At 44.5% G+C, this 19462-nt stretch carries 21 protein-coding genes and 1 pseudogene; 8 read left to right on the forward strand and 14 right to left on the reverse strand.

The window, feature by feature from the left end; genetic code table 11:
• Positions 1-6: 6 nt before the first annotated feature.
• On the forward strand, positions 7-1437 hold the full coding sequence (gene purF / locus NYG90_RS04015) for an amidophosphoribosyltransferase (protein WP_285257009.1): 1431 nt from the start codon (positions 7-9) through the stop codon (positions 1435-1437).
• A gap of 8 nt (positions 1438-1445) precedes the next feature.
• Positions 1446-2501 (forward strand): tRNA modification radical SAM protein MnmL/YtqA, encoded by a 1056-nt coding sequence (gene mnmL / locus NYG90_RS04020; protein ID WP_285257010.1) that lies wholly within the window; start codon positions 1446-1448, stop codon positions 2499-2501.
• 2 nt (positions 2502-2503) lie between these two features.
• On the opposite strand, the gene NYG90_RS04025 is transcribed toward mnmL, so the two are convergent.
• Genes NYG90_RS04025 through NYG90_RS04050 form a run of 6 tightly spaced genes read right to left on the reverse strand, consistent with a single transcriptional unit; the run spans position 2504 to position 7207 of the window.
• Complete coding sequence (locus NYG90_RS04025; protein WP_285257011.1) at positions 2504-3061, reverse strand: D-sedoheptulose 7-phosphate isomerase; 558 nt, start codon at positions 3059-3061, stop codon at positions 2504-2506.
• Between the two features lie 19 nt (positions 3062-3080).
• Positions 3081-4493, reverse strand: coding sequence for a D-glycero-beta-D-manno-heptose-7-phosphate kinase (gene rfaE1, locus NYG90_RS04030; protein WP_285257012.1), 1413 nt, complete (start codon positions 4491-4493; stop codon positions 3081-3083).
• Complete coding sequence (gene rfaD / locus NYG90_RS04035; protein ID WP_285257013.1) at positions 4487-5548, reverse strand: ADP-glyceromanno-heptose 6-epimerase; 1062 nt, start codon at positions 5546-5548, stop codon at positions 4487-4489. Before rfaD ends, rfaE1 begins: the two co-directional genes overlap by 7 nt.
• Before the next feature lie 9 nt (positions 5549-5557).
• Positions 5558-6097 (reverse strand): D-glycero-alpha-D-manno-heptose-1,7-bisphosphate 7-phosphatase, encoded by a 540-nt coding sequence (locus NYG90_RS04040; RefSeq protein ID WP_115012150.1) that lies wholly within the window; start codon positions 6095-6097, stop codon positions 5558-5560.
• 9 nt (positions 6098-6106) lie between these two features.
• Positions 6107-6787, reverse strand: coding sequence for a sulfite exporter TauE/SafE family protein (locus NYG90_RS04045; protein ID WP_285257014.1), 681 nt, complete (start codon positions 6785-6787; stop codon positions 6107-6109).
• Positions 6788-6799: 12 nt separating this feature from the next.
• On the reverse strand, positions 6800-7207 hold the full coding sequence (locus NYG90_RS04050) for a hypothetical protein (RefSeq protein WP_285257015.1): 408 nt from the start codon (positions 7205-7207) through the stop codon (positions 6800-6802).
• A 123-nt stretch (positions 7208-7330) separates the two neighbouring features.
• Between NYG90_RS04050 and NYG90_RS04055 the strand changes: the two are divergent.
• Positions 7331-8812: pseudogene (locus NYG90_RS04055) on the forward strand (type III PLP-dependent enzyme domain-containing protein); the annotation flags it as partial.
• Positions 8813-9445: 633 nt separating this feature from the next.
• Complete coding sequence (locus tag NYG90_RS04060; RefSeq protein WP_350338546.1) at positions 9446-9823, forward strand: hypothetical protein; 378 nt, start codon at positions 9446-9448, stop codon at positions 9821-9823.
• A 12-nt stretch (positions 9824-9835) separates the two neighbouring features.
• On the opposite strand, the gene NYG90_RS04065 is transcribed toward NYG90_RS04060, so the two are convergent.
• Genes NYG90_RS04065 through rfbF form a run of 3 tightly spaced genes read right to left on the reverse strand, consistent with a single transcriptional unit; the run spans position 9836 to position 13386 of the window.
• Positions 9836-11533 carry a glycosyltransferase family 8 protein gene (locus NYG90_RS04065; protein ID WP_285257016.1) on the reverse strand — a complete coding sequence of 566 codons (1698 nt, stop codon included), beginning with the start codon at positions 11531-11533 and terminating at the stop codon, positions 9836-9838.
• On the reverse strand, positions 11523-12545 hold the full coding sequence (locus NYG90_RS04070; RefSeq protein ID WP_285257017.1) for a radical SAM/SPASM domain-containing protein: 1023 nt from the start codon (positions 12543-12545) through the stop codon (positions 11523-11525). The genes NYG90_RS04065 and NYG90_RS04070 overlap by 11 nt, the downstream gene beginning before the upstream one ends.
• 1 nt (position 12546) lies before the next feature.
• The gene (gene rfbF, locus NYG90_RS04075; RefSeq protein WP_285257018.1) at positions 12547-13386 is read right to left on the reverse strand and encodes a glucose-1-phosphate cytidylyltransferase; all 840 of its coding nucleotides are present in this window, start codon (positions 13384-13386) and stop codon (positions 12547-12549) included.
• A 269-nt stretch (positions 13387-13655) separates the two neighbouring features.
• Here rfbF and NYG90_RS04080 point away from each other — a divergent pair, with 269 nt between their 5' ends.
• On the forward strand, positions 13656-13841 hold the full coding sequence (locus NYG90_RS04080; protein WP_115012365.1) for a transcriptional regulator: 186 nt from the start codon (positions 13656-13658) through the stop codon (positions 13839-13841).
• Between the two features lie 106 nt (positions 13842-13947).
• On the opposite strand, the gene NYG90_RS04085 is transcribed toward NYG90_RS04080, so the two are convergent.
• Positions 13948-14097, reverse strand: coding sequence for a hypothetical protein (locus tag NYG90_RS04085; protein WP_285257019.1), 150 nt, complete (start codon positions 14095-14097; stop codon positions 13948-13950).
• Between the two features lie 34 nt (positions 14098-14131).
• Here NYG90_RS04085 and NYG90_RS04090 point away from each other — a divergent pair, with 34 nt between their 5' ends.
• Positions 14132-14320: a hypothetical protein gene (locus NYG90_RS04090; RefSeq protein ID WP_285257020.1), complete on the forward strand. Its 189-nt coding sequence runs from the start codon at positions 14132-14134 to the stop codon at positions 14318-14320.
• Between the two features lie 133 nt (positions 14321-14453).
• Here the strand turns inward: NYG90_RS04090 and NYG90_RS04095 are convergent, their stop codons facing one another.
• The 4 genes from NYG90_RS04095 to NYG90_RS04110 form a co-directional block, all read right to left on the reverse strand.
• Positions 14454-15434 (reverse strand): HNH endonuclease, encoded by a 981-nt coding sequence (locus NYG90_RS04095; protein WP_285257021.1) that lies wholly within the window; start codon positions 15432-15434, stop codon positions 14454-14456.
• 10 nt (positions 15435-15444) lie between these two features.
• Entirely contained in the window at positions 15445-16563 is a 1119-nt protein-coding gene (locus NYG90_RS04100; protein WP_285257022.1) for a DNA cytosine methyltransferase, read from the reverse strand.
• Between the two features lie 2 nt (positions 16564-16565).
• Complete coding sequence (locus tag NYG90_RS04105; RefSeq protein ID WP_285257023.1) at positions 16566-17051, reverse strand: hypothetical protein; 486 nt, start codon at positions 17049-17051, stop codon at positions 16566-16568.
• A gap of 86 nt (positions 17052-17137) precedes the next feature.
• Positions 17138-18049, reverse strand: a complete 912-nt coding sequence (locus NYG90_RS04110) for a PDC sensor domain-containing protein (protein WP_285257024.1) — start codon at positions 18047-18049, stop codon at positions 17138-17140.
• A gap of 216 nt (positions 18050-18265) precedes the next feature.
• Here NYG90_RS04110 and NYG90_RS10590 point away from each other — a divergent pair, with 216 nt between their 5' ends.
• Together NYG90_RS10590 and NYG90_RS04120 are read left to right on the forward strand one after the other, a co-directional pair.
• Entirely contained in the window at positions 18266-18793 is a 528-nt protein-coding gene (locus NYG90_RS10590) for an LPP20 family lipoprotein (protein ID WP_115012157.1), read from the forward strand.
• A 127-nt stretch (positions 18794-18920) separates the two neighbouring features.
• On the forward strand, positions 18921-19457 hold the full coding sequence (locus NYG90_RS04120) for a 50S ribosomal protein L25/general stress protein Ctc (RefSeq protein WP_115012158.1): 537 nt from the start codon (positions 18921-18923) through the stop codon (positions 19455-19457).
• Positions 19458-19462 lie beyond the last annotated feature (5 nt).

A 19462-nucleotide genomic window follows, 5' to 3' on the forward strand; every position in this document is an offset into this window, starting at 1 on the left:
GTCATTATGTGTCCATCAAAACTAGCAGATTTTAAAGAAAAATGCGCGGTCGTTGGCGTGTATAATGCGCCAAATGCCAATATCCTAGCTTACTATGGGCTATTTGCTATGCAGCACAGAGGGCAAGAAGCCAGCGGGATAGCCGTAAGCAATGCCCAAAAAATCTCCCTATATAAAAACAACGGACTTGTAACCCAAGTCTTTGAGCCAGAGATTTTGGCAAATCTCACGGGCTTTGCTGCTATCGGGCATAATCGCTACTCCACCGCAGGCGAAGATAGTATCAATGAGTGCCAGCCTATTTTCGCTCGCTATTCCCTTGGGCAAATCGCTATCGCCCACAATGGCAATCTCACCAACGCCGATATACTGCGCGATGATCTCACCATACAAGGCTCAATCTTCCAAAGCCACCTTGATACAGAAGTGCTAATCCACCTAATCGCCAAATCCCAGCGTGCCACGCTAAGTGAGCGCATTATAGAATCCATCCGCCAAATCGATGGGGCATTCGCCCTAGTGATTTTATCGCGCACCAAGATGTTTGCTATCCGTGATCCCTATGGCTTGCGCCCCTTAAGCCTAGGCAAGATAGAAAATGATGATGGCACGCAGGGCTACATTGTGGCAAGTGAGACGAGTGCTTTTGATCTAATCGGTGCGCAATTTGTGCGCGATATTGAGCCCGGAGAAATGCTAGTCTTTGAAAAAAGCGCGACAAACCCCACCTACAAATCCTATCACTACAAAGCCCCCACACCATTTCCCTGCGTGTTTGAATATGTGTATTTCGCGCGTCCTGATAGCGTGGTATTCTCGCGCAATGTCTATGAAGTGCGCAAAAATCTCGGCAAGCAGCTAGCAAAAGAGCATAAGCTCAAAGCTGATATGGTGATCCCGGTGCCAGACTCTGGCGTGGCAGCAGCCCTAGGCTATGCGAAAGAAAGTGGCATAGACTTTGAGCTAGGCATTATCCGCAATCACTATGTAGGGCGGACCTTTATCGAGCCAACGCAACAAGCAAGGGAGCTAAAAGTAAAGCTTAAATTAAATCCCATAGCCGGACTCATCAAAGGCAGAGATATTATCGTGATTGATGACTCTTTGGTGCGAGGCACCACAAGCAAGCAGATCATCAAAATCCTGCGCCAAGCCGGTGCGCGTAAAATCTACCTACTAATCTCCGCGCCCCCCACAATCGCTCCTTGCTACTATGGCGTAGATACCCCAGAAAAAGAGCAACTCATCTGTGCAAGCCATAGCTTAAAGGAAGTGCAGAGCTTCATCGGCGCGGATTATCTAGGCTTTTTATCCCTAGAAGGCTTGCAAAAAAGCATAGAATCTAGCGCGGTAGTAGGCAAGCCAAAGCAAGAAAAGCTCTCCTACTGCCAAGCCTGCTTTGATGGCTGCTATGTGGATTCTATCTATAAGCGATAATCCCAGCGATGCTAGAATCCACTTTTGACTCTGCGCGCTCTCGTAGCCTAGAATCCACTTTTGACCAATCCCAAGTCTCGCCACACACACTCTCGCAAGCTAGAGAGCTACTAACACTTGGGCGATATTTCAAGGCACGCTTTGGGCAGCGCGTGCGTAAAATCCCCATAACCCTGCAAGGCTTCACCTGCCCTAATATCGATGGCACGCTGGCTAAAGGCGGCTGCATCTACTGCTGTAATGAGAGCTTCTCGCCAAGTGCGATCAAAGTGCCAAAAGTGGATTCTAGCCCCACAATGCGCCCAAATCTCTCCACAAACCCCTTGCTACCTAAGCAGCTAAGCCAGCTAGAAGAGCAATTTTTGTGGCATACAGAATTTCACAAGCGCAAATTTAGCGTGCAAAAATATATGGTGTATTTCCAATCTTATACCAACACCTACGCGCCTTTAGAGACCTTGCAAGCACTCTTTAGCAAGGCTTTGGGCTTTGCTAATGTCGTGGGGCTAAGTATCGGCACGCGCGTGGATTGTGTGGATTCTAGGGTGCTTGCTATGCTAGGGAAGTTTGTCAAAAATGGCGCGGAGATCTGGCTGGAGTATGGGGTGCAATCAGTCTTTGATGAAACTTTGCGCAAGATCAATCGCGCCCACACAAGCAAGGGGATCAAAGAGCTATTTGCTGCAACAAGAGCAAATGGGATCAAAGTATGTGCGCATTTGATCTATGGGCTGCCTGATGAGAGTAGCGAGATGATGCTACACTCTTTACAAAAGGTGCTTGAGTGGGGGATTGATGGCATTAAAATCCACCCGCTCTATGTCATAGAAGGCACACCTTTAGCGCGTATGTATCACGCTAATCGCTATATCCCAATCGACTTAGAATCCTATGCGGATTTAATCATCAAATCTATCCAAATGCTCCCGCCTGAAGTGGTGATCCACCGCATTAGTGCTGGTGCGCACGAAGAGAGCCTGCTCGCACCTAAATGGTGCTTTGACAAAAATATCCAAATGCGCCTTTTGCGCGAGAGACTGCGAGAGATCGGCGTGGAGTATTAAGCCTAATAATCCATTTCAAGTAGTCCGCAAATACTATGGATCACAAGGATATGTGCTTCTTGGATTCTAGGGGTGTTATCGCTTGGGATTACGAGATTTTCACTAAGCTCATTCATCTTGCCTCCACCCTTGCCACTTAGCCCCACGCAGTAGCACCCAAGCCTTCGCCCTACTTCAAAGGCTTTTAGCACATTAGCAGAATTCCCGCTTGTGCTAATACCAAAGAGCGCGTCCCCTTTGTGCGCAAGTGCTTCGACTTGACGAGAAAACACAAACTCAAACCCATAGTCATTGCCTATGGCAGTGAGTGCTGAAGTATCTGTGGTGATAGAAATCCCAGCCAAGGCTTTGCGCTCCTTTTTATACCGCCCACTAAGCTCCGCGGCAAAATGCTGCGCATCTGCTGCGCTGCCACCATTGCCAAAGGCGATAATTTTCCCGCCAGAATCCAGCACCGCCTTAAGCTTCCTTGCTACTTGCTCGATTTGTGGCTGTAATGCAAGCGTGGCTTGCAGTGTGGCGATACTCTCAGTGATTTCATTATGGATAAAGCTCTGCATAGATTCTCCTTAAATAGCTCTATAAAGATCGGATTTTTTCAATAATACTTGTGCTAGATCTGCCTTGCACAAACTCTATGAGCTTGACTTCTTTAGCAAACTCACTGCCTACAACCTCTTTGCCCACATAGTCCGCACCTTTTACAAGCACAGCAGGCTTAATGAGCTTAATAAGCTCTAAAGGCGTGTCCTCTTCAAAGATCACGACAAAATCCACGCACTCTAGCCCAGCTAGCACTGCGGCGCGATCTTCTTGGGGGATTATGGGGCGGCTCTCGCCCTTTAGCCTTTTTACCGAGCTATCACTATTTAGCCCCACAATAAGCAAATCCCCAAGCTCCCTTGCCTTTTGCAAATACGAAATATGCCCCGCGTGCAAAATATCAAAGCAGCCATTGGTGAATATGATCTTTTTCTCGTGTAGGCTCTTTAGCAGTGCGTGTAACTCTTGCTGGCTGATGACCTTAGAATCCGCATATACCCCATCGTGCAAAAAGCTTATAATCTCACTCAAGCTTGCGCTCGCACTACCGATCTTGCCGATCACCACCGCCGCAGCCGCATTGGCAAAATCACTTGCTTGATAAATATCAAGCCCACTACTAAGCCCAAAGGCTAAGGCGGCTATAACCGTATCGCCAGCCCCTGTTACATCATAGACTTCTTTAGCAATGGTAGGGGATTTGACTAGGCTATCATCACGCAAAATAGCAATCCCATCTTCACTAAGTGTAACCAAGCAAATATCAAGCTTGCATAGGGCTTGGAGCTTTTTCATCGCAGCTTTTAGGCTTGTATCATCAGTGATTTGTATCTGTGTAGCAAGGCTTGCTTCAAGCTTATTGGGCGTGAGTAGTGTGGCGTTTTTGTATTTGGCATAATCGCTCCCCTTTGGATCGACAAGCACAAGGCGATTGCAGCTTCTAGCAAGGGTGATGACCCGCTTTGTGAAGCTTGGAGTAAGCAAGCCCTTAGCATAATCACTCACAATAATCGCATCAAAATTATGTAGCTTATGGCATAGCAGCTCAAATAGCTCATCTTCTAGCTGGGGCGTTATGGGGGCGGATTCTTCCCTATCGACACGCAAAACTTGCTGATGAGAGATTAGAATCCTACTTTTTTGCGTGGTGGGGCGGTTAGTTGGGATAATGTAAGAGACATCAATCCCTAGCCGATCTAGCTCGCCAACAAGCCATTTGCCTAAGCTATCATCGCCGATGATCCCACACATACTCACCCTTGCCCCAAGGGCGTTAAGGTTTGCCCCTACATTGCACGCCCCACCTAGGCGATTGCTCTCGGTCTTGACATTGACTACTTGCACAGGGGCTTCTGGGGAGATTCTATTACACGACCCCCAGATATAGTGATCTACCATCAAATCCCCTATGACAAGGATTCTAGGGGTTTTATTATGCAGTCTTAGCATAGCAAGTCCTTTGCTTGAGATAAGGCATAAATTGCCTGTATATAGTCTTTTATGCCATCTTCTAGGCTATATGCTGGGGTATAGCCTAGATCGTTGGTTGTTTGCGTGATGTCTGCTTGGGTGTGGGTTTGGAAAAATGTGTAAGGGTTTTTGATATATTCAAGCGTGAAATCCCCTAGGGGTGCTAGATTTTTATGCACACTTAGGGCAGCTAGCTCCTTGCGCAAAATCGCAATAATGTCATTAAAGCTACGGCTTACCCCAAAGCCCACATTATAGATCCCGCCTTTTTGCGCATTCATCGCTAGCACATTTGCCGCTACCACATCATCGATATACACAAAATCTCTCATCTGCTCACCAAACTCAAAGAGCCTAACACGCCCAGAATGTATCGCCTGTAAGCCTAGCTGCAAAATCATCGAAGCGGTTTTGCCCTTGTAGCATTCTCTCCTGCCATAGACATTGAAGTAGCGTAGCCCCACGATTGGCGTGCTTGGGGCATCTGCTAGGATTTTACGCACGCTATTATCCATAAGCAATTTTGAGTAGCCATAGATATTTTCTGGATTCTCGCCAGAGCCTATGATATTTGGGGCAGGCGTGTTGCCATAAGTGCCTGCCGAGCTTGCATAAATCATCTTCGCGCCCTTTTGTAGCGCGATATGCAAAAGCTCTAAAAACGCGTGGTGATTGGTCTCTATCATTAGCTTTTGATTGCTTACAGTGGTATCGCTTATGGCAGCTTGGTGGAAGACATAGTCAAAGTGGATTTTCTCTAAAATCTCTAAGCCTTTGGTAATATCAAGGGCTAGCACATCGCCATTAAAGCCTAAGAGATTTTTAAAATGCCCTAGCGAAGTGGGATTCCCACTTGGGAAGCACTCGCCATCGCGGAATTTATCTAGCACGATTATGCGTGTATCTTTATGATGAGCTTGGAAGTAAGCAGCAAGTGAGCTGCCGATAAAGCCCGCGCCACCGGTGATAAGGACGCTCTTGCCAGCTAGATCAGGGAGCAAATGCTCGGGGATTTTTGGATTGGGGATAGACATTTTACACTCCTATATAGAAAGGATAGTTTGCATACTTTCACAAATTGCCAAGGTGTTTGGGATTATGTGGAGATGATCGATTTTGGCGAAGCGTTCTTTAGGGAGCTTGCCTACAAGGAGTTTATGGCGGATCCCACCTGCTTGCCCTGCTTGCATATCAGTGATCTTATCACCGATGATAAAGCACTCAGTAAGCTTTAGATCATAGTCCTTTTTGGCTTGGTCTATCATACCAGCTCTAGGCTTGCGGCATAGGCAGTCTTCTTCTTCTGTATGGGGGCAGAAGTAGATACTATCAAAGCCAAATCCAAGCTTCTTTTTTAGCTCATTTTGCATATATGTAGTGATCGCGCGGAAATCATCTAGCGTGTAGTATCCCCTGCCTATGCCGCTTTGATTCGTTATGACAAAAAGCAAGAACCCCTGCTCCTTGCAAAAGCGCAGCGCGTCAAAAATACCATCATTAAAGACAAAGTCTTCTTGCCTATACACATAGCCTAGATCTTTATTGATCACGCCATCTCTGTCAAAAAACACCGCCTTTTTCATCACACTCCTTTAGCCCTGCATTATAGTAATGCCTGTATAAATATTCCATAAACCAAGCCCTAGCATCGCCACAAGACTCGCCCAAAATGCCTGCTTTTGATAGGCTTGAAGCACGCTAGCTAATGTGCCTAGCCCTAGCATACTAGGCAAGCTCCCTAGCCAAAACACCCCCATCACACACACCGCCCCCATCACGCCACTAAGCCCTAAAATCTGCTCATTTAGCGTATAAAGAGCGAAAAAATACACCAGCCCACAGGGCAGAAAACCATTTAGCACCCCAATGCCAAAAAAGCTCCATAAAGAGCGCGAATGCAGCAATGTGCCAAAAGCCCTGCCAAGCCACCTAGAATCCACTTTTGGCTCTAAGAAGCGCAAGATCCTTGGGAAAAAGCCATAGCATAGCGCGTAGATGATAAGCAGCACCCCCACAAGCACGCTCGCCCACTCACGCCACACATAGCTTAGAGCAAATGCCCTGCCAAGCAGCGCAAAGCCTATGCCAATGCACTCATAGCTACACAATCGCCCCACACTATATGCCAAATGCCCCACCCAGCTAGGCTTTTTCATCTGTGTGAAAGCTAGCACAATGCCTCCGCACATACCCACGCAATGCCCCAAAGACAATGCCAGCGCACTAGTAAATACCAAAAACAGCGGGATAAAAGTGGATTCTACTAGCTCCATTGCTAGATCTGGCTAGACCATTCGCTTGACTAGATCGCGCCTATCAAGCCCCTTTTTCACACTTGCTTCAAGCTCTTTGGCTATGCTAGGGTTTAGGTTGCTCATATCATCAAGCGTTTGTAGCACGAGATCTGCTTGGACATTTGGGTGCTTGCTAAGGCAGTAGAGGAAAAATCGCTTTTGCGTGGTGGTCATCGCTAGCTCATCATAATGCTCAAACATCTTTGCCACAGCTTGGGCTAATTGATCATTTGAGCTAGAAGAAAACTCAAGCGGCAAAAGCATTGTCTCAAAATTGATGATCTCATACTCATCACTAGAATCCCTTGCAGGAGCGGGCTTGCTAAAACGCGCTACGACAATAATGCAGGCTAAAATCACAAAGATAAACAAACTAAGATAAAAGAGCAGTTCTTCCATATACTCGACCTTACACACCTAACTTTTCATAATTTTGGTAGAATTTTAGCTTATTTTTTGTCGTTTTACTCGCAACATTACGCGTGTAGCATAGCCACAAAGTTTTACCAAATAGGATAGATAATGACTGCAAAAAGCCACCTTAGCCCTGAGAGAATCCAGCTTCTACAAGAGCTAGCACGCACTTATGGCACACCGCTTTATGTCTATGATATGGAGCAAATCAAGCGCAATTTTCTTAGCTTTAAGCAAGCCTTTAACGCGCGTAAATCGCTTATTTGCTACGCATTGAAAGCAAACTCCAACCTTAGCGTCCTGCGCCTTTTAGCCGAGCTTGGCAGCGGGGCAGACTGCGTGTCGATCGGCGAGGTCAAGCGCGCACTGCTAGCTGGAATCCCTAAGTATAAAATCATCTTCTCTGGTGTGGGCAAAAAAGATGATGAGATAAAAGAAGCATTGGAGCTTGGGATTTTGTTTATCAATGTGGAGTCGTTTGAGGAGCTAAAGCGTGTAGAGGCGATAGCTAAATCGCTCGTGGATTCGGCTTTGGGTAGTCATTCCGCAGATTTTGGGGATTTGGAGGCAACCGCAGACCATCAGTCTAGCTCTGCCCCCAAAACAAGCGAAGCGGTGCAAGGCGAAGCCGAAGCAGGTTTCTTTAGTAAATCCCCAAAAAACTACGCAAGCCCCACCGCAATTCCTAGAATCCTTAAAGAAGAAAGCCAAGCCGAGTGTGAAACCTCCTGCCGCGAGCAAACTGCCCTAGAATCCACTTTTTCGCAAAGCCCCACCGCAATTCTTAGAATCCTTGAAGAAGAAAAACAGGGCGGTTTGGAAAAATCCGCCGCAAATAAAAAAGTGGATTCTAGTGGCAACGCCCAAAATGTGAGCGAGCCACAAAGTGCAAAAACTGAAAGTGCGTTTGATAACCACGCCGCAGGCGGCAGGATTTTTGATGAAAAAGTGGGGTTGTGCAGTGGCGAGCAAGGAGATAAGACTTGCGGTCTATCGACGCAGCGAGCCACAAACTCCCCACTTTTTCGCAAAAAGCCAACGCCAGAAACACAAAAAGCCAGAATCTCTATCCGTGTCAATCCCAATATCGACGCCAAAACCCACCCCTACATCTCCACAGGCTTACACGAAAACAAATTTGGCGTGGATATGGAGAGTGCCAAGCAAATGTATCTCTACGCCCATAAATCTGCATTTTTAGAGCCTGTGGGGATACATTTTCACATAGGTAGTCAGCTCACAGATCTAGAGCCACTCACCCAAGCTGCGCGTAAGATCGCCGATCTTGCGCGCAGCTTGCTAGCCCTAGGGATCAACTTGCGCTTTTTTGACATCGGCGGAGGGCTTGGGATACGCTATGAAGATGAAAAACCCATTGATTTATATAGCTATGCGCAAGGCATTTTAAGCACGCTTAGTGGCTGTGATTGGACTATTATTTGCGAGCCGGGCAGAAGGATTGTGGGCGATAGCGGGCTGCTGCTTACGCGAGTCATTAGCCAAAAGCTCACAGAGTCAAAGCGATTTGTCATTGTCGATGCGGGTATGAATGATCTTGTGAGACCGGCGTTGTATGGTGCATATCATCAGCCTATCATTTTACAGAATTCGGCTTGTAGTGATCGCGTTGGCTTTTTGGCTAAAAATGGCGATTGCGGCGGCGATTCTGCGCTCATTACCACGCAAGGTAAATCCCTTGAATCGCCTTGCAAAGCCCCATTTTTAGCTCAAAACAAGGGATACCGCTCGCCGACAGGCGATGTTTCTTTAGAAAAATCCTGCCGCGAGGATATTGCCCTAGAATCCACTTTTTCCCACAGCCCCACCGCAAAGCGAAGCTTCTTTAGAAAACAAGCGACAGCGGTGCAAGGCGAAGCCGAAGCAGGTTTCTTTAGAATTCCTAGAATCCTAGAAGAAGAAAGCCAAGCCGAGTGTGAAACCTCCGTCTCATTGTCATTGCGAGACACTGCACCAGCAGTGGCGTGGCAATCCACAAGCACAAAAAACAAAAAAGCGGATTCTAAGCAAAACGCCCACAAAGTAGAACCCCTAGAATCCACTTTTGAAACTTCCGCTAACTCACAAGCACAAAGCGTAGCTTCTTTAGAAAAAGTGGATTCTAGCACCGCCACAACTCTAAGCGAGCCAGCAAAGGATTCTAGGATTTTGGAGAAAAATGCAGAAAGTGTGTTTGATAAAAAACCACAGGCGGCAGCAGTTGAGATGAGAAATCGTGGCTTTCAAGGCGCGGGCGAAGGGATTTATCTAGGCGATAATGAGCAAGCCCGCGCCGCAGAATCCACGATTTATCGCTCAAATGCAACGCCAAAACCAATGCCAAAAGCTGACATTGTAGGACCTGTGTGTGAGAGCAGCGACACCTTTTGCAAAAATATCGCCCTGCCCCCCTTGCACAATGGCGCATTGCTAGGCTTTAGCAATGCTGGGGCGTATGGCTACTCTATGGCTAGCACCTATAATGCCAGAATGCGCCCAGCAGAAGTGGGGATTTATGCTGATGGGGCGAGACTGATTAAGCCTAGGGAGAGCTTTGAAGCAAGCGTGGCAGATGAGCTAGCCCTGCTAGATTCTAGCAAGTAGCTTTGCAAGAGATTATTGTGTAAATCTCGCCTTGCACGCGCGATACACAAAGCCTAGAGGGTTTTTGAGTAGGGCTATGATTTTATCCACTCGCAGCTGCATTGCTTGCAAGTCCTTGCTTAGTGCGTGGGCGTAGCCTTCTAGCACAGTGCTTGCAAAGCTGGATTCTAGCTCTATAAGCTCTTTGGCAAAGGGCTTTGTTTTCCGCGCTAGATCCCACCAGATCGCACGCTCATAGCCAAACATCGGCAAATGCGTAGAATCTAGCGCGAGATAGGGGGAGTCCCACGGCTTTGGCTCGCAGACATAGTGGATAAGCTTTCTATTATGAAAGCTTTGTGCTAGGGGATTGGTGCGTGATAGTCCTTGTGCTATGCGGTATTCATAGAATCTATATTGATTATAAAACTGCATTTGAAAATTCCAGCATATATCAAGCAAGGTGATTTGATCGCTAATTATGGCATTTAGCACATCTTGATCAAAGTATATAGGGCTATATGCTTGCAAAAATGCCAATGCCTGCTGCTCGATCTTGCACGCACGCCACTTGGGGAGATTGACTAGCATCATTCCAGAGTTGAAGTAGCAGTGCTTTTTGCCAAAGACATAGGGGGCTTTGGAGCGATCTTTGGCTGGTAGTGGGGCTTGTGTGCTTACTACATCTCTTGCTACTGCGATGATAGAGTCTTGCAAATCATTTGCAAAAATCTCCCTTATATCCCCAAGTGCTAGCATATCTACATCAAGATATAAGCACTTCTCCACACACAAATCAACAAAACGCGCGAGAAATAGCCTGCTATAAATCACGCGAGAGGGATTTACCTCCACAGGCAAGGTATCTAAAAGCGCGGCGCAATCGTGCGTGATAATCGCGCAAGAATGCACGCTATTTAGCAAGGATTCTAGGGCAGGTAGCTTGGCTAGCTCTTGGGGGCTATATTCATCAAAGCCCCTAGAATCTAGCAAAATATGGAAGCTAAAAGGCGTGCTATCAGCGGCATTGGCGTGGGCTACAATGCTATGCAAAAGCACGGATAGATATTTGAGGTAGGGGGTGGAGGCGTTAAAAAAGATATGAAATTTGGGTGCGATCAATTCAGCTTTGGGCGAGCAATTTGACGCGATTGGGGCAGTTTGGGGGCAGTCATTACCGCTTAGGTAACTCCCACCCCCAAACTGCCCCAAAGCCCGCAAAGCCCCACCGCAATTCTTAGAATCGTTTGGCTGCTTGTCATCGCAAAACGCAGTTTCTTTAGAAAACGAGCAACGCGAAGTTTCTTTAGAAAACAAGGGATACCGCTTAGGCGTAGCCGATGTTTCTTTAGAATCCACAAATTCTGCGCTAGCACAATCATCACTCCTAGAATCCGCTTTCACGCCTTTATGGATCGCCACGACTTCCTTGCGGAAGTCGTGGCGATGACAAAAGGTAGAGTCAGCTTGCTTATGTAGATTTTGCGCGTTCCTAGAATCCACTTTTGATATTTCTTGTGCGTTTGTAGAATCCACTTTTTCACAAAGGCTGTTTTCATCACCATTGCAAGCGGTGCTTATGCTTGTGTAAGCGTTTTGTGTGCTGTCATTGCGAGCCGCTGCGCTAGCAGTGGCGTGGCAATCCATTTTTTCTTTAGAATCCACTTTTGCCGCCTGCAGCTCGCTTACATTTTGGGCGTTTTCAAAAGTGGATTCTAGGCTAGGCTTCATCAACTGCCCCTAGCACACACTGCTTGCAAATAGCACTTTTCGCAAATCCCCCTGCCTTATGCAAGGCGCGAAGCTCTTGCATTTTCTCCCCTAGCCAGAAGCCCTCTATATCCACGCGCCCATTTTGCTTATAAGACTCTAGGATATTGCCTAAAGCTAGCTTCTCACCCCAAAAGGTGCAGCAAGGCAGCACACTGCCCTCGGCAGTGATGACAAGCTGCTTATAGGGGAAGGAGCAGGAGAAATTATGCTTTTTTTGCGTGGTTTTGGAGCGTATGGTCTCTTTGGATTTCGTGGGTAGCACCATCTCTTGCACGCCGATCATATCTGCCTTATCTTGCCAAAATGCTAGGAAATCTTGCAGCTCAAATTCATTGCGCTGTGTGCGGACAAAATTCACCCGCACAAGCGGTGTTAGCGAGTCTCTTTGCTTTTTGTAGGCTAAAAGAGCTAGGACATTTTCTACCACGCGCTTATAGTCCCCACCCGGGCGGATAATGTCATAGATGTCTTTGGAATTAGCATCAATAGAGATCTGCAAGCGATCTAGCCCAGAATCCACCAAAGAGCGTATGCGATTTTCATTTAGCAAAAGTCCATTGCTAGAGAAATACACATCAAGCACGCCCGCCTTTTTGGCATAGGTGATGAAGCGTTCTAAATCCTTGCGCAGCAGTGGCTCATTTAGGTAGTTTAGCTTGATCGCCTTTAAGCCCTTTGGCACGCCATCATCGATGATTTTGCAAAACAGCTCATAGGGGAAATTGATATGGGATTTTTCTGCGTTATGCTCCATTGATAGCGGGCACATAGGGCAGGCGAGATTGCAAGTAGCATTGAGCTCAAAATCTATCTGCAAGGGATAGGGTGTAAGCACCTCTAGCTTTTGCGCTTTGGCGTAAGTATCGCGGTAGCTGCGCCACTTGGCTGTATTGTTGATAGCTTGCAGAAGCTCTATTTTCTCCGCCCCTAGAATCCCTGTAAGCTCGCTTGCGTTGCGTTGTAGTTCCATACTAGTCCTTTGTGGTGGTGTGCTGCCATAGTGCCCAAGGAGCTTTGCCGCTGCTCCATAGCTCTACAAGCTTATGCTTATCACGCAAAGTATCCATACACTGCCAGAATCCATAGTGCTTATAGGCATAGAGATTGCGCGAAGCAGCTAGATTGTGCAGTGGCTCTTGCTCAAAGATACAAGATTCATCACTTGAGAGATACTCAAACACACTAGGCTCACAGATGAAAAACCCAGCATTGATCCAGCCTTGCTGCGCGCTAGTATCTTTGCTCATCGCATTTCCGCTCATCACATCACCTCTAGGCTTTTCATAAAATGAGCTGACCCTATCTCCACTCTCATCAAAGTGCAGTGCGCCAAATCGCCCCTCAGGTAGCACAGAAGTCATCGTTACCGCGCCTTTGTGCTTCTTGTGAAAATCTAGCAGCGCGTGTAAGTCAATATCCCCTAGCCCATCGCCATAAGTGAGCGCGAAGCACTCATTGCCTACATAGTCTCTTGCTTGGTGGATTCTAGAGCCTGTCATATTTGCTTGTCCGGTGTAGAGTATGGTGATTTTCCAAGGCTCGGCATTGCTGCTATGGATTTGCAGGGAGTTTGTGGAGAGATCGATGGTTACATTGCTATATCGCATAGTGTAGCTTGTGAAGTATTCTTTAATGATGTGGGATTTGTAGCCTGTTAGGATAATAAAGTCATTAAACCCATAGAATCCATAAAGCTTCATAATATGCCACAAAATAGGATAGCCGCCGATCTCTACCATAGGCTTTGGCTTTATATCCGTCTCTTCTGCGAGCCTTGTCCCAAGCCCACCAGCTAGAATCACTACTTTCATACCGCACCTTTGCCCTATATTTGCGCCCTGCGCCTTGTCAAAATCCTTTGGGAGTGTATCGGTAAAAAGTTTTAACTACACTTAATAATCAGTAATAATTACCTATAAAAGTAATATATCAAGTAAATATTACTTTGTTTATTTTTATGCTAAGAGTTTATATCCTTGCAAAAATTCAATGAAGGTCGCTTATGCCAAGCCCCACGCTAGAGACTCCCACGCCACGCACCACCAAGGCTACAAGCAGCAAGCAGCTCTCCCAGCGTGATATGGCGGGGATTTTGGGCATTGATACTAAAACACTCTATAATTGGAAAAAGCATAAGCCTAATCTTTACCGCATTGTTATGCTAGGCTTTAAGTTTGATGAGCTGCTAGAGTGCAGCAAGAGAAATTACGACAAGCTCCTAGAGCTAGAAGCCCAAGCTATGGCACAACCCCACAAGCAGCCCTAGCACTAAATCCTAGAATCCACTTTTGACACAACGCCAAAAAGCACAAAGCAAAGCTTCTTTAGAAAAAGTGGATTCTAGTATAGAGAGTAGATTGCCACGCGGATTTTCAATCCGCTCGCAATGACAGAAAAAGGGCATTATCGCTAGAATCCACTTTTTCAAAGGATTCAGCTTGCGGGCTAGAATCGCGGATTTCTGCGTCTCGCTGTGTCGATAGACCGCAAGTCTTATCTCCTTGCAAGCCTTGAAAAGCCACGATTCTAGCCGCGCAATCTTAGAATCCCAAAGCGGTGATAAAAATCACCCTCTTAGAATCCACTTTTCACACCTTGCGCCTTTTCTCTCACTCGCGAGCGAGTGCAGTGAGCGTGGCGATCCATTTTCAAAAAGTGGATTCTAGTGCAAACGCCTCTTTTTCTGTCATTGCGAGATTTTGCGCCGTGGTAAAGCGTAGCTTCTTTAGTATCCACACCTACTAGAATCTAGTATTTTTACAAAGGCTTTGCATATCTCCATTGCTTAAAAAATATTTTCTCTTTTCCATTAAGTATGTGAAATATTGTTTTTATAGTTTGATAGAATTTTATAGTATTTATAGCTGTGCTTTTAGTATTAAGTTTTAAAAATATTTTCTCTGTGAAAGGCTAGATATTTTTCTCTACCACTAACAGCAAGGTTAGGATAAACTTTAGATCCTACTAAACCCAAATTTTTATAAGTTGCTTTTGAAATCCACGGACTAAGTAGCATTTGTTTAGAATCTGAAAAACTTATAAATCCTCTATCAAAGAGAAAGTCAATATGTGGTGTTAGCATAAATCCATTTTTCGGGTCAGTTTTCTCAAAATCATTACTCATTCGCCAAGGTTTAATATGACTTGCAATAAGCAATCTATCATCACTAACCATAGTAATGGGGCAAAAAGGACATTCGTTTAAAAGTCCTTCTCTGTATTTTCCTTGTCCTATTCTAGCATTAGAAATTTTTTCTTTTTCTTGCGTGTTAATATTTGCATTATTATTGATAGAACTTAAAATATTCTCTTCTTCTTTGGCAAGGCTTAAATAGCTCAAGTCTGCAAAAATCCTAAAATAATAAACAATTTCTTTACTATGTTTGTTCTGTAATTTAAGGCAAGAAAGATAACTAATATTTGCTAAAGCCACTTCTCTAATAAGATTATAATTTTTATCTTTTTCTATGGTGTTAAAATAAATTCTAGGCGGTTGAAGCTGGTCTTGATCTTTGAGCGTAAAATATAAAACTTCATCAAGTGAGCTAACTTTCAAAAATCGTTCTTTCCAAACATTTGGCAATTCAAGTTTATTTTGATATTCCTGTGTTGGATTGAAATATTCTACTTTAATATCATCTAAATAATTTAACAAATCCTTTTTTAAAACAAAACACTTAAATTCCTTGCCTCTTTGCTTTTGTATATCAAAAAATTGCATTGTATGGTCATCAGTAATTTGTCCTATATAAAGTTTAGATTCTCCGTGTCCAATACCGATTTTATTTTTGCCTTTTATAAAACTATCTGCGATTGTAATTTTTTCCATTGTATCTATTATTGTAAAGTCTCGCAACATCTATTGCCTCCTATTTTTTAAAATCAATTTCTTTAATAATCTCACTAAGCACATTAACAACAATGCTATTTCCCGCTTGTCTATATGCTTGAATATCGCTCACTACGATTTTAAAATCATCAGCAAAGCCCATAAGCCTTAAACATTCTCTAGGCGTTAATTTACGAATTCTACCTTTATGCGTTACATAATTATCTACTCCCGCCCTGTGCATTTTGTGCATAGTTTGCAAAAGTGGTCTTGCCACTTCTAAATCTGTTTTTGTGCTAGTTTTAAATGTTTTTGTTCCACCAGCTAAAACATAATTTTTTACTTTTTCACTTAAATAATACTTTTCTTCTACTTCACTTACATTAAAAATAAACTCATCGGCTTCCAAAGATTCTGCACTTTCAAACACAAAATCTCCGTGCCAATTAAACTGCTGGTTTGCTCTTTGACACAATGCTACCTTGCCGTTAATCTGCGTGTATTGCTTCAATCTATTCTTAGACTTTGTTACAAACTTCACGCCCTTTTCTTTAAGATAATATTTAGAATCTGTATAATCTTCTAAAAAATCTTGCATTGTGCTTTGTAGCTTTATGGGTTTAGGAAAAGAAAAATTTGCTTTTTTGTCCTTAAAGCCAACGACAAAAATCCGCTCCCTATTTTGCGGGATTCCATAATCTTTTGCATTTAACACTTGATGATAGATTTTATAGCCTAGTTTATTAAAGCATTCTTGCACGATTTCCCAAGTTTTACCGCTATCGTGGCTTAAAAGTCCTTTTACATTTTCATAAATAAAAACTTTTGGCTTACATTCTTTAATCACTCTAGCAAAGTCATAAAAGAGTGTGCCTCTAGCATCTTCTAGTCCCTTGCGTTTGCCAACCATAGAAAAGGCTTGACAAGGTGAGCCACCTACTAAAATATCTATTTTGTCCTTATAAGGTTTTGCATTAAATTCTGTAATATCGTTATGCCAATGTGTCTCATCTAGCTCATAATTTGCAAAATAACTTTTTTTGACAAAAGGGCAAATATCCCCAGCAAAAATAATTTTATGTGGAATCTTAAGCCTTTTAAATGCTTGTTCCACCGCACCAATACCGCTAAAAGTTGTTGCTAAATGAATTTGTTTCAATGTTAAGCCTCCTTAATCTTAATCAATGTTATTTTCAAAAGTCTTGTATGTAAAAGTTCATAAGATTTAATTATTTGTAGTGGATACACCTCCGCATTTGCGTGGGTAGAATTGTCACTTTCGCCCCGATTTTCTTCTTCAAGGATTCTAAGATTTGCGGTGGTTTTGTTTTCAGCTTGTTCTGTAAAGCCATTTTGGGATTCTAGGATTTGCGATGAGAAATCTTTGCTTTGCGAGCCGCGCAAGGAGATAAGACTTGGTTGTCTATCGACACCGCGCGGCAAAGCTTTCAAAGATTTATCGCGCAAAGCCGAATCCCCACCAAGCAAAACGCAATCCCCTCTCACTACTGAGCTAAAAAGCGCACCATCTTTGGCATTAGGATAGACTATCTCACTCAGCTGTGCCCTTAACTTAAGCGGCGAGTTCAACGCCCTCTCCACCTGCCTTCTACTCTCTTCTAAAATCTTTGGAAGCTGCTCTAACATTACAATCCTTATCTAGTAAATTTGGCATAAACTCTAGCACAACCCTTTAAATACGCTCCTTTTAGGGCTTTATTTTTCAAATAAATTTAGAGTTTCTTCCCGTCTTTGACCCCATAGGCAAACTTCACATATATGGCAAGAGCTATGAGCAAAAACGCCACGCCACCGATGAGATACACCGCATAGAGTAGCTGCTCGGGAGCTGAAAAGGTGAATTTAAACACAAGCATTAAGGCTTCAATGGCAAGGGCTATGATGATAGAGCCAAGGAAGCGGATCATTGTCTTATGCACGGTGTAGCTTCTACCGACATTTTTGCCTAGCACTTCTTCTTCAAAAATCGCTTTGACTAGATCAAAAATCGCTAGGGCAAGGGTCAGCAAAATCGTAGATTCAAAAATATCTTTAATATCAAAGCTTTGAAACTGCAAAATATCTTCTGACCAAAACCTTACCACCCCTTCTACCACAAGCAAGATAGCGATAAAACTAAGCGCGAGTGAAAGCACGCAATACATTCCCACACTTAGCATTGAAAAAATGTGAAACAAGCGATTGGGCGAGCTGATTTTAAGCGCATCACGCAGATGAATATCAATACACACTACAAAGAGCAGCTCATGGCTTTGATTATACACAGGATAGGCAGCCGTTACGACAAGATTGCCATCGATCTTTGAGGGGTAGGGATTTGTGATGATACATCGCTGCTCATCTAATGCTTCATAGTAGTAGGCACGATTTGAGAAGTTTTTCCCCGTATTTTCGATGATACCATTGCTTTGTAGCACATCGCTCATTTGCGTGCCATTTTTATCCAAAATATACATCGCATCAAAGACCTTAATCTCATCTTTTATGCGTTTTAGCCCACTTAGCACGACTTCAAAGCTAGGCTCTGGCATAAAGTTTTTAATATTTTGTGTGAAAAGAAAGGTGAGATACGCACGCAATTCATAGCGCATTTTCGCATAGGTAACAATATCTTTTGACAGCATTTTTGCTCCTTGATATGTGATAGGCTAGATTCTAGCAGCTTTTCTTGTAAAGCTCTGTAAATCCTAGCCCTAGAATCCATAGTATAAGACATAGCATAAAGCCAAGCCCTTTACAAAGCCTCTTTACAAAGCTAGCCAATCCACCCCCCTAAGCGCATTTAAAATTATCCGCGCCGTGTCGATATAGCTAGCATTACTTATATGTAAGGAGATCCAATGACAAACCACAACAATCGCGCCCTATCACGCGCGCTATCCATAGTCGCAAGCCTATATCTAGCAAGTGCTTGCACGCTAATGGCTGCAAAGAGCAAGCCCGCCCCAGATCTTGAGCAAGCCAGCACACAGCAAGAAGATACTAATGTCGCTATCGTTGAGACCCCTGCTTATGAGAATCCAGCCGTTGTCTCTGTGCCAGAGCAAGATGTCCTTGAGATAGAGGCAGTGGGGATCGGCGTAGCTCCTAATGAGTCTTGCTCCCCAGCCCAAGCAGTAGCCCTTGCCAAGCGAGCAGCGATCATCGATGCGTATAGGCATTTGGGTGAGCAGATGTATGGGATCAAGCTAAACGCCAATGACACAGTGCAAAATATGATGCTAAAAAACTCTAGTATCAAAACAAAGCTAAACGCCCTTATACGAGGTGCCAAAGTGCGCGAGAGCGCGTGCGAGCAAGGGATCTGCCAAGTAACAATGGAGCTAAGGCTTGATGGCAGGGTCTGGGCAAAAGTGCTAGGCATTTAGCCTAGCTAGCATAAGCTTGCTACCGCCTACTAGAATCCACTTTTTGCATTACTATTACCGCGCATTCTAGGAAGTTTAAGCAAACTATCGCTACAATCCGCGCTTATTTCACTGCAAAGGACACAGAATGCTTGAAGGACAAATTAGAGAGAGTATTTCAAAGGCAAATGCAAAAGCCTTGAGGAAAGATGGCTATCTAATTGCCAATATCTATGCAAAAGGTGTGGAGAATATCCACTGCGCGTTTAAGATCAATGACTTTATCCGCACGATCAAGACAAAGACTTCTCTAGTCTTCCCTGTCAAAGTCGGTGGCAAGACCCTTGATGTCGTGATCCAAGAGTATCAAAAAGACCCCGTGTATGGCACGATTTTGCATATCGATCTTATGGTAGCCCAAAAGGGCGTGGTAGCAAACTACAAAATCCCCGTGCAAGCACAAGGCACAGCCGTGGGGCTGAAAAACAAGGGCGTGATACTCATCGCTAAAAAGCGCGTGCGTGTCAAAGCCGCTCCAGAAAATCTCCCATCATCTTACACGCTTGATGTAAGCGCGCTTGATGTGGGGCACTCTATCCTTGTGCGCGATCTCCCGCAAATTGATGGCGTGAAAATCACCGAGAACGAATCTGTCGCTGTCATTAGCTGTATCAAAGCAAAATAGCCTTG

Source organism: Helicobacter zhangjianzhongii (assembly GCF_030249855.1).
GTDB classification, from domain to species: Bacteria; Campylobacterota; Campylobacteria; order Campylobacterales; family Helicobacteraceae; genus Helicobacter_B; species Helicobacter_B zhangjianzhongii.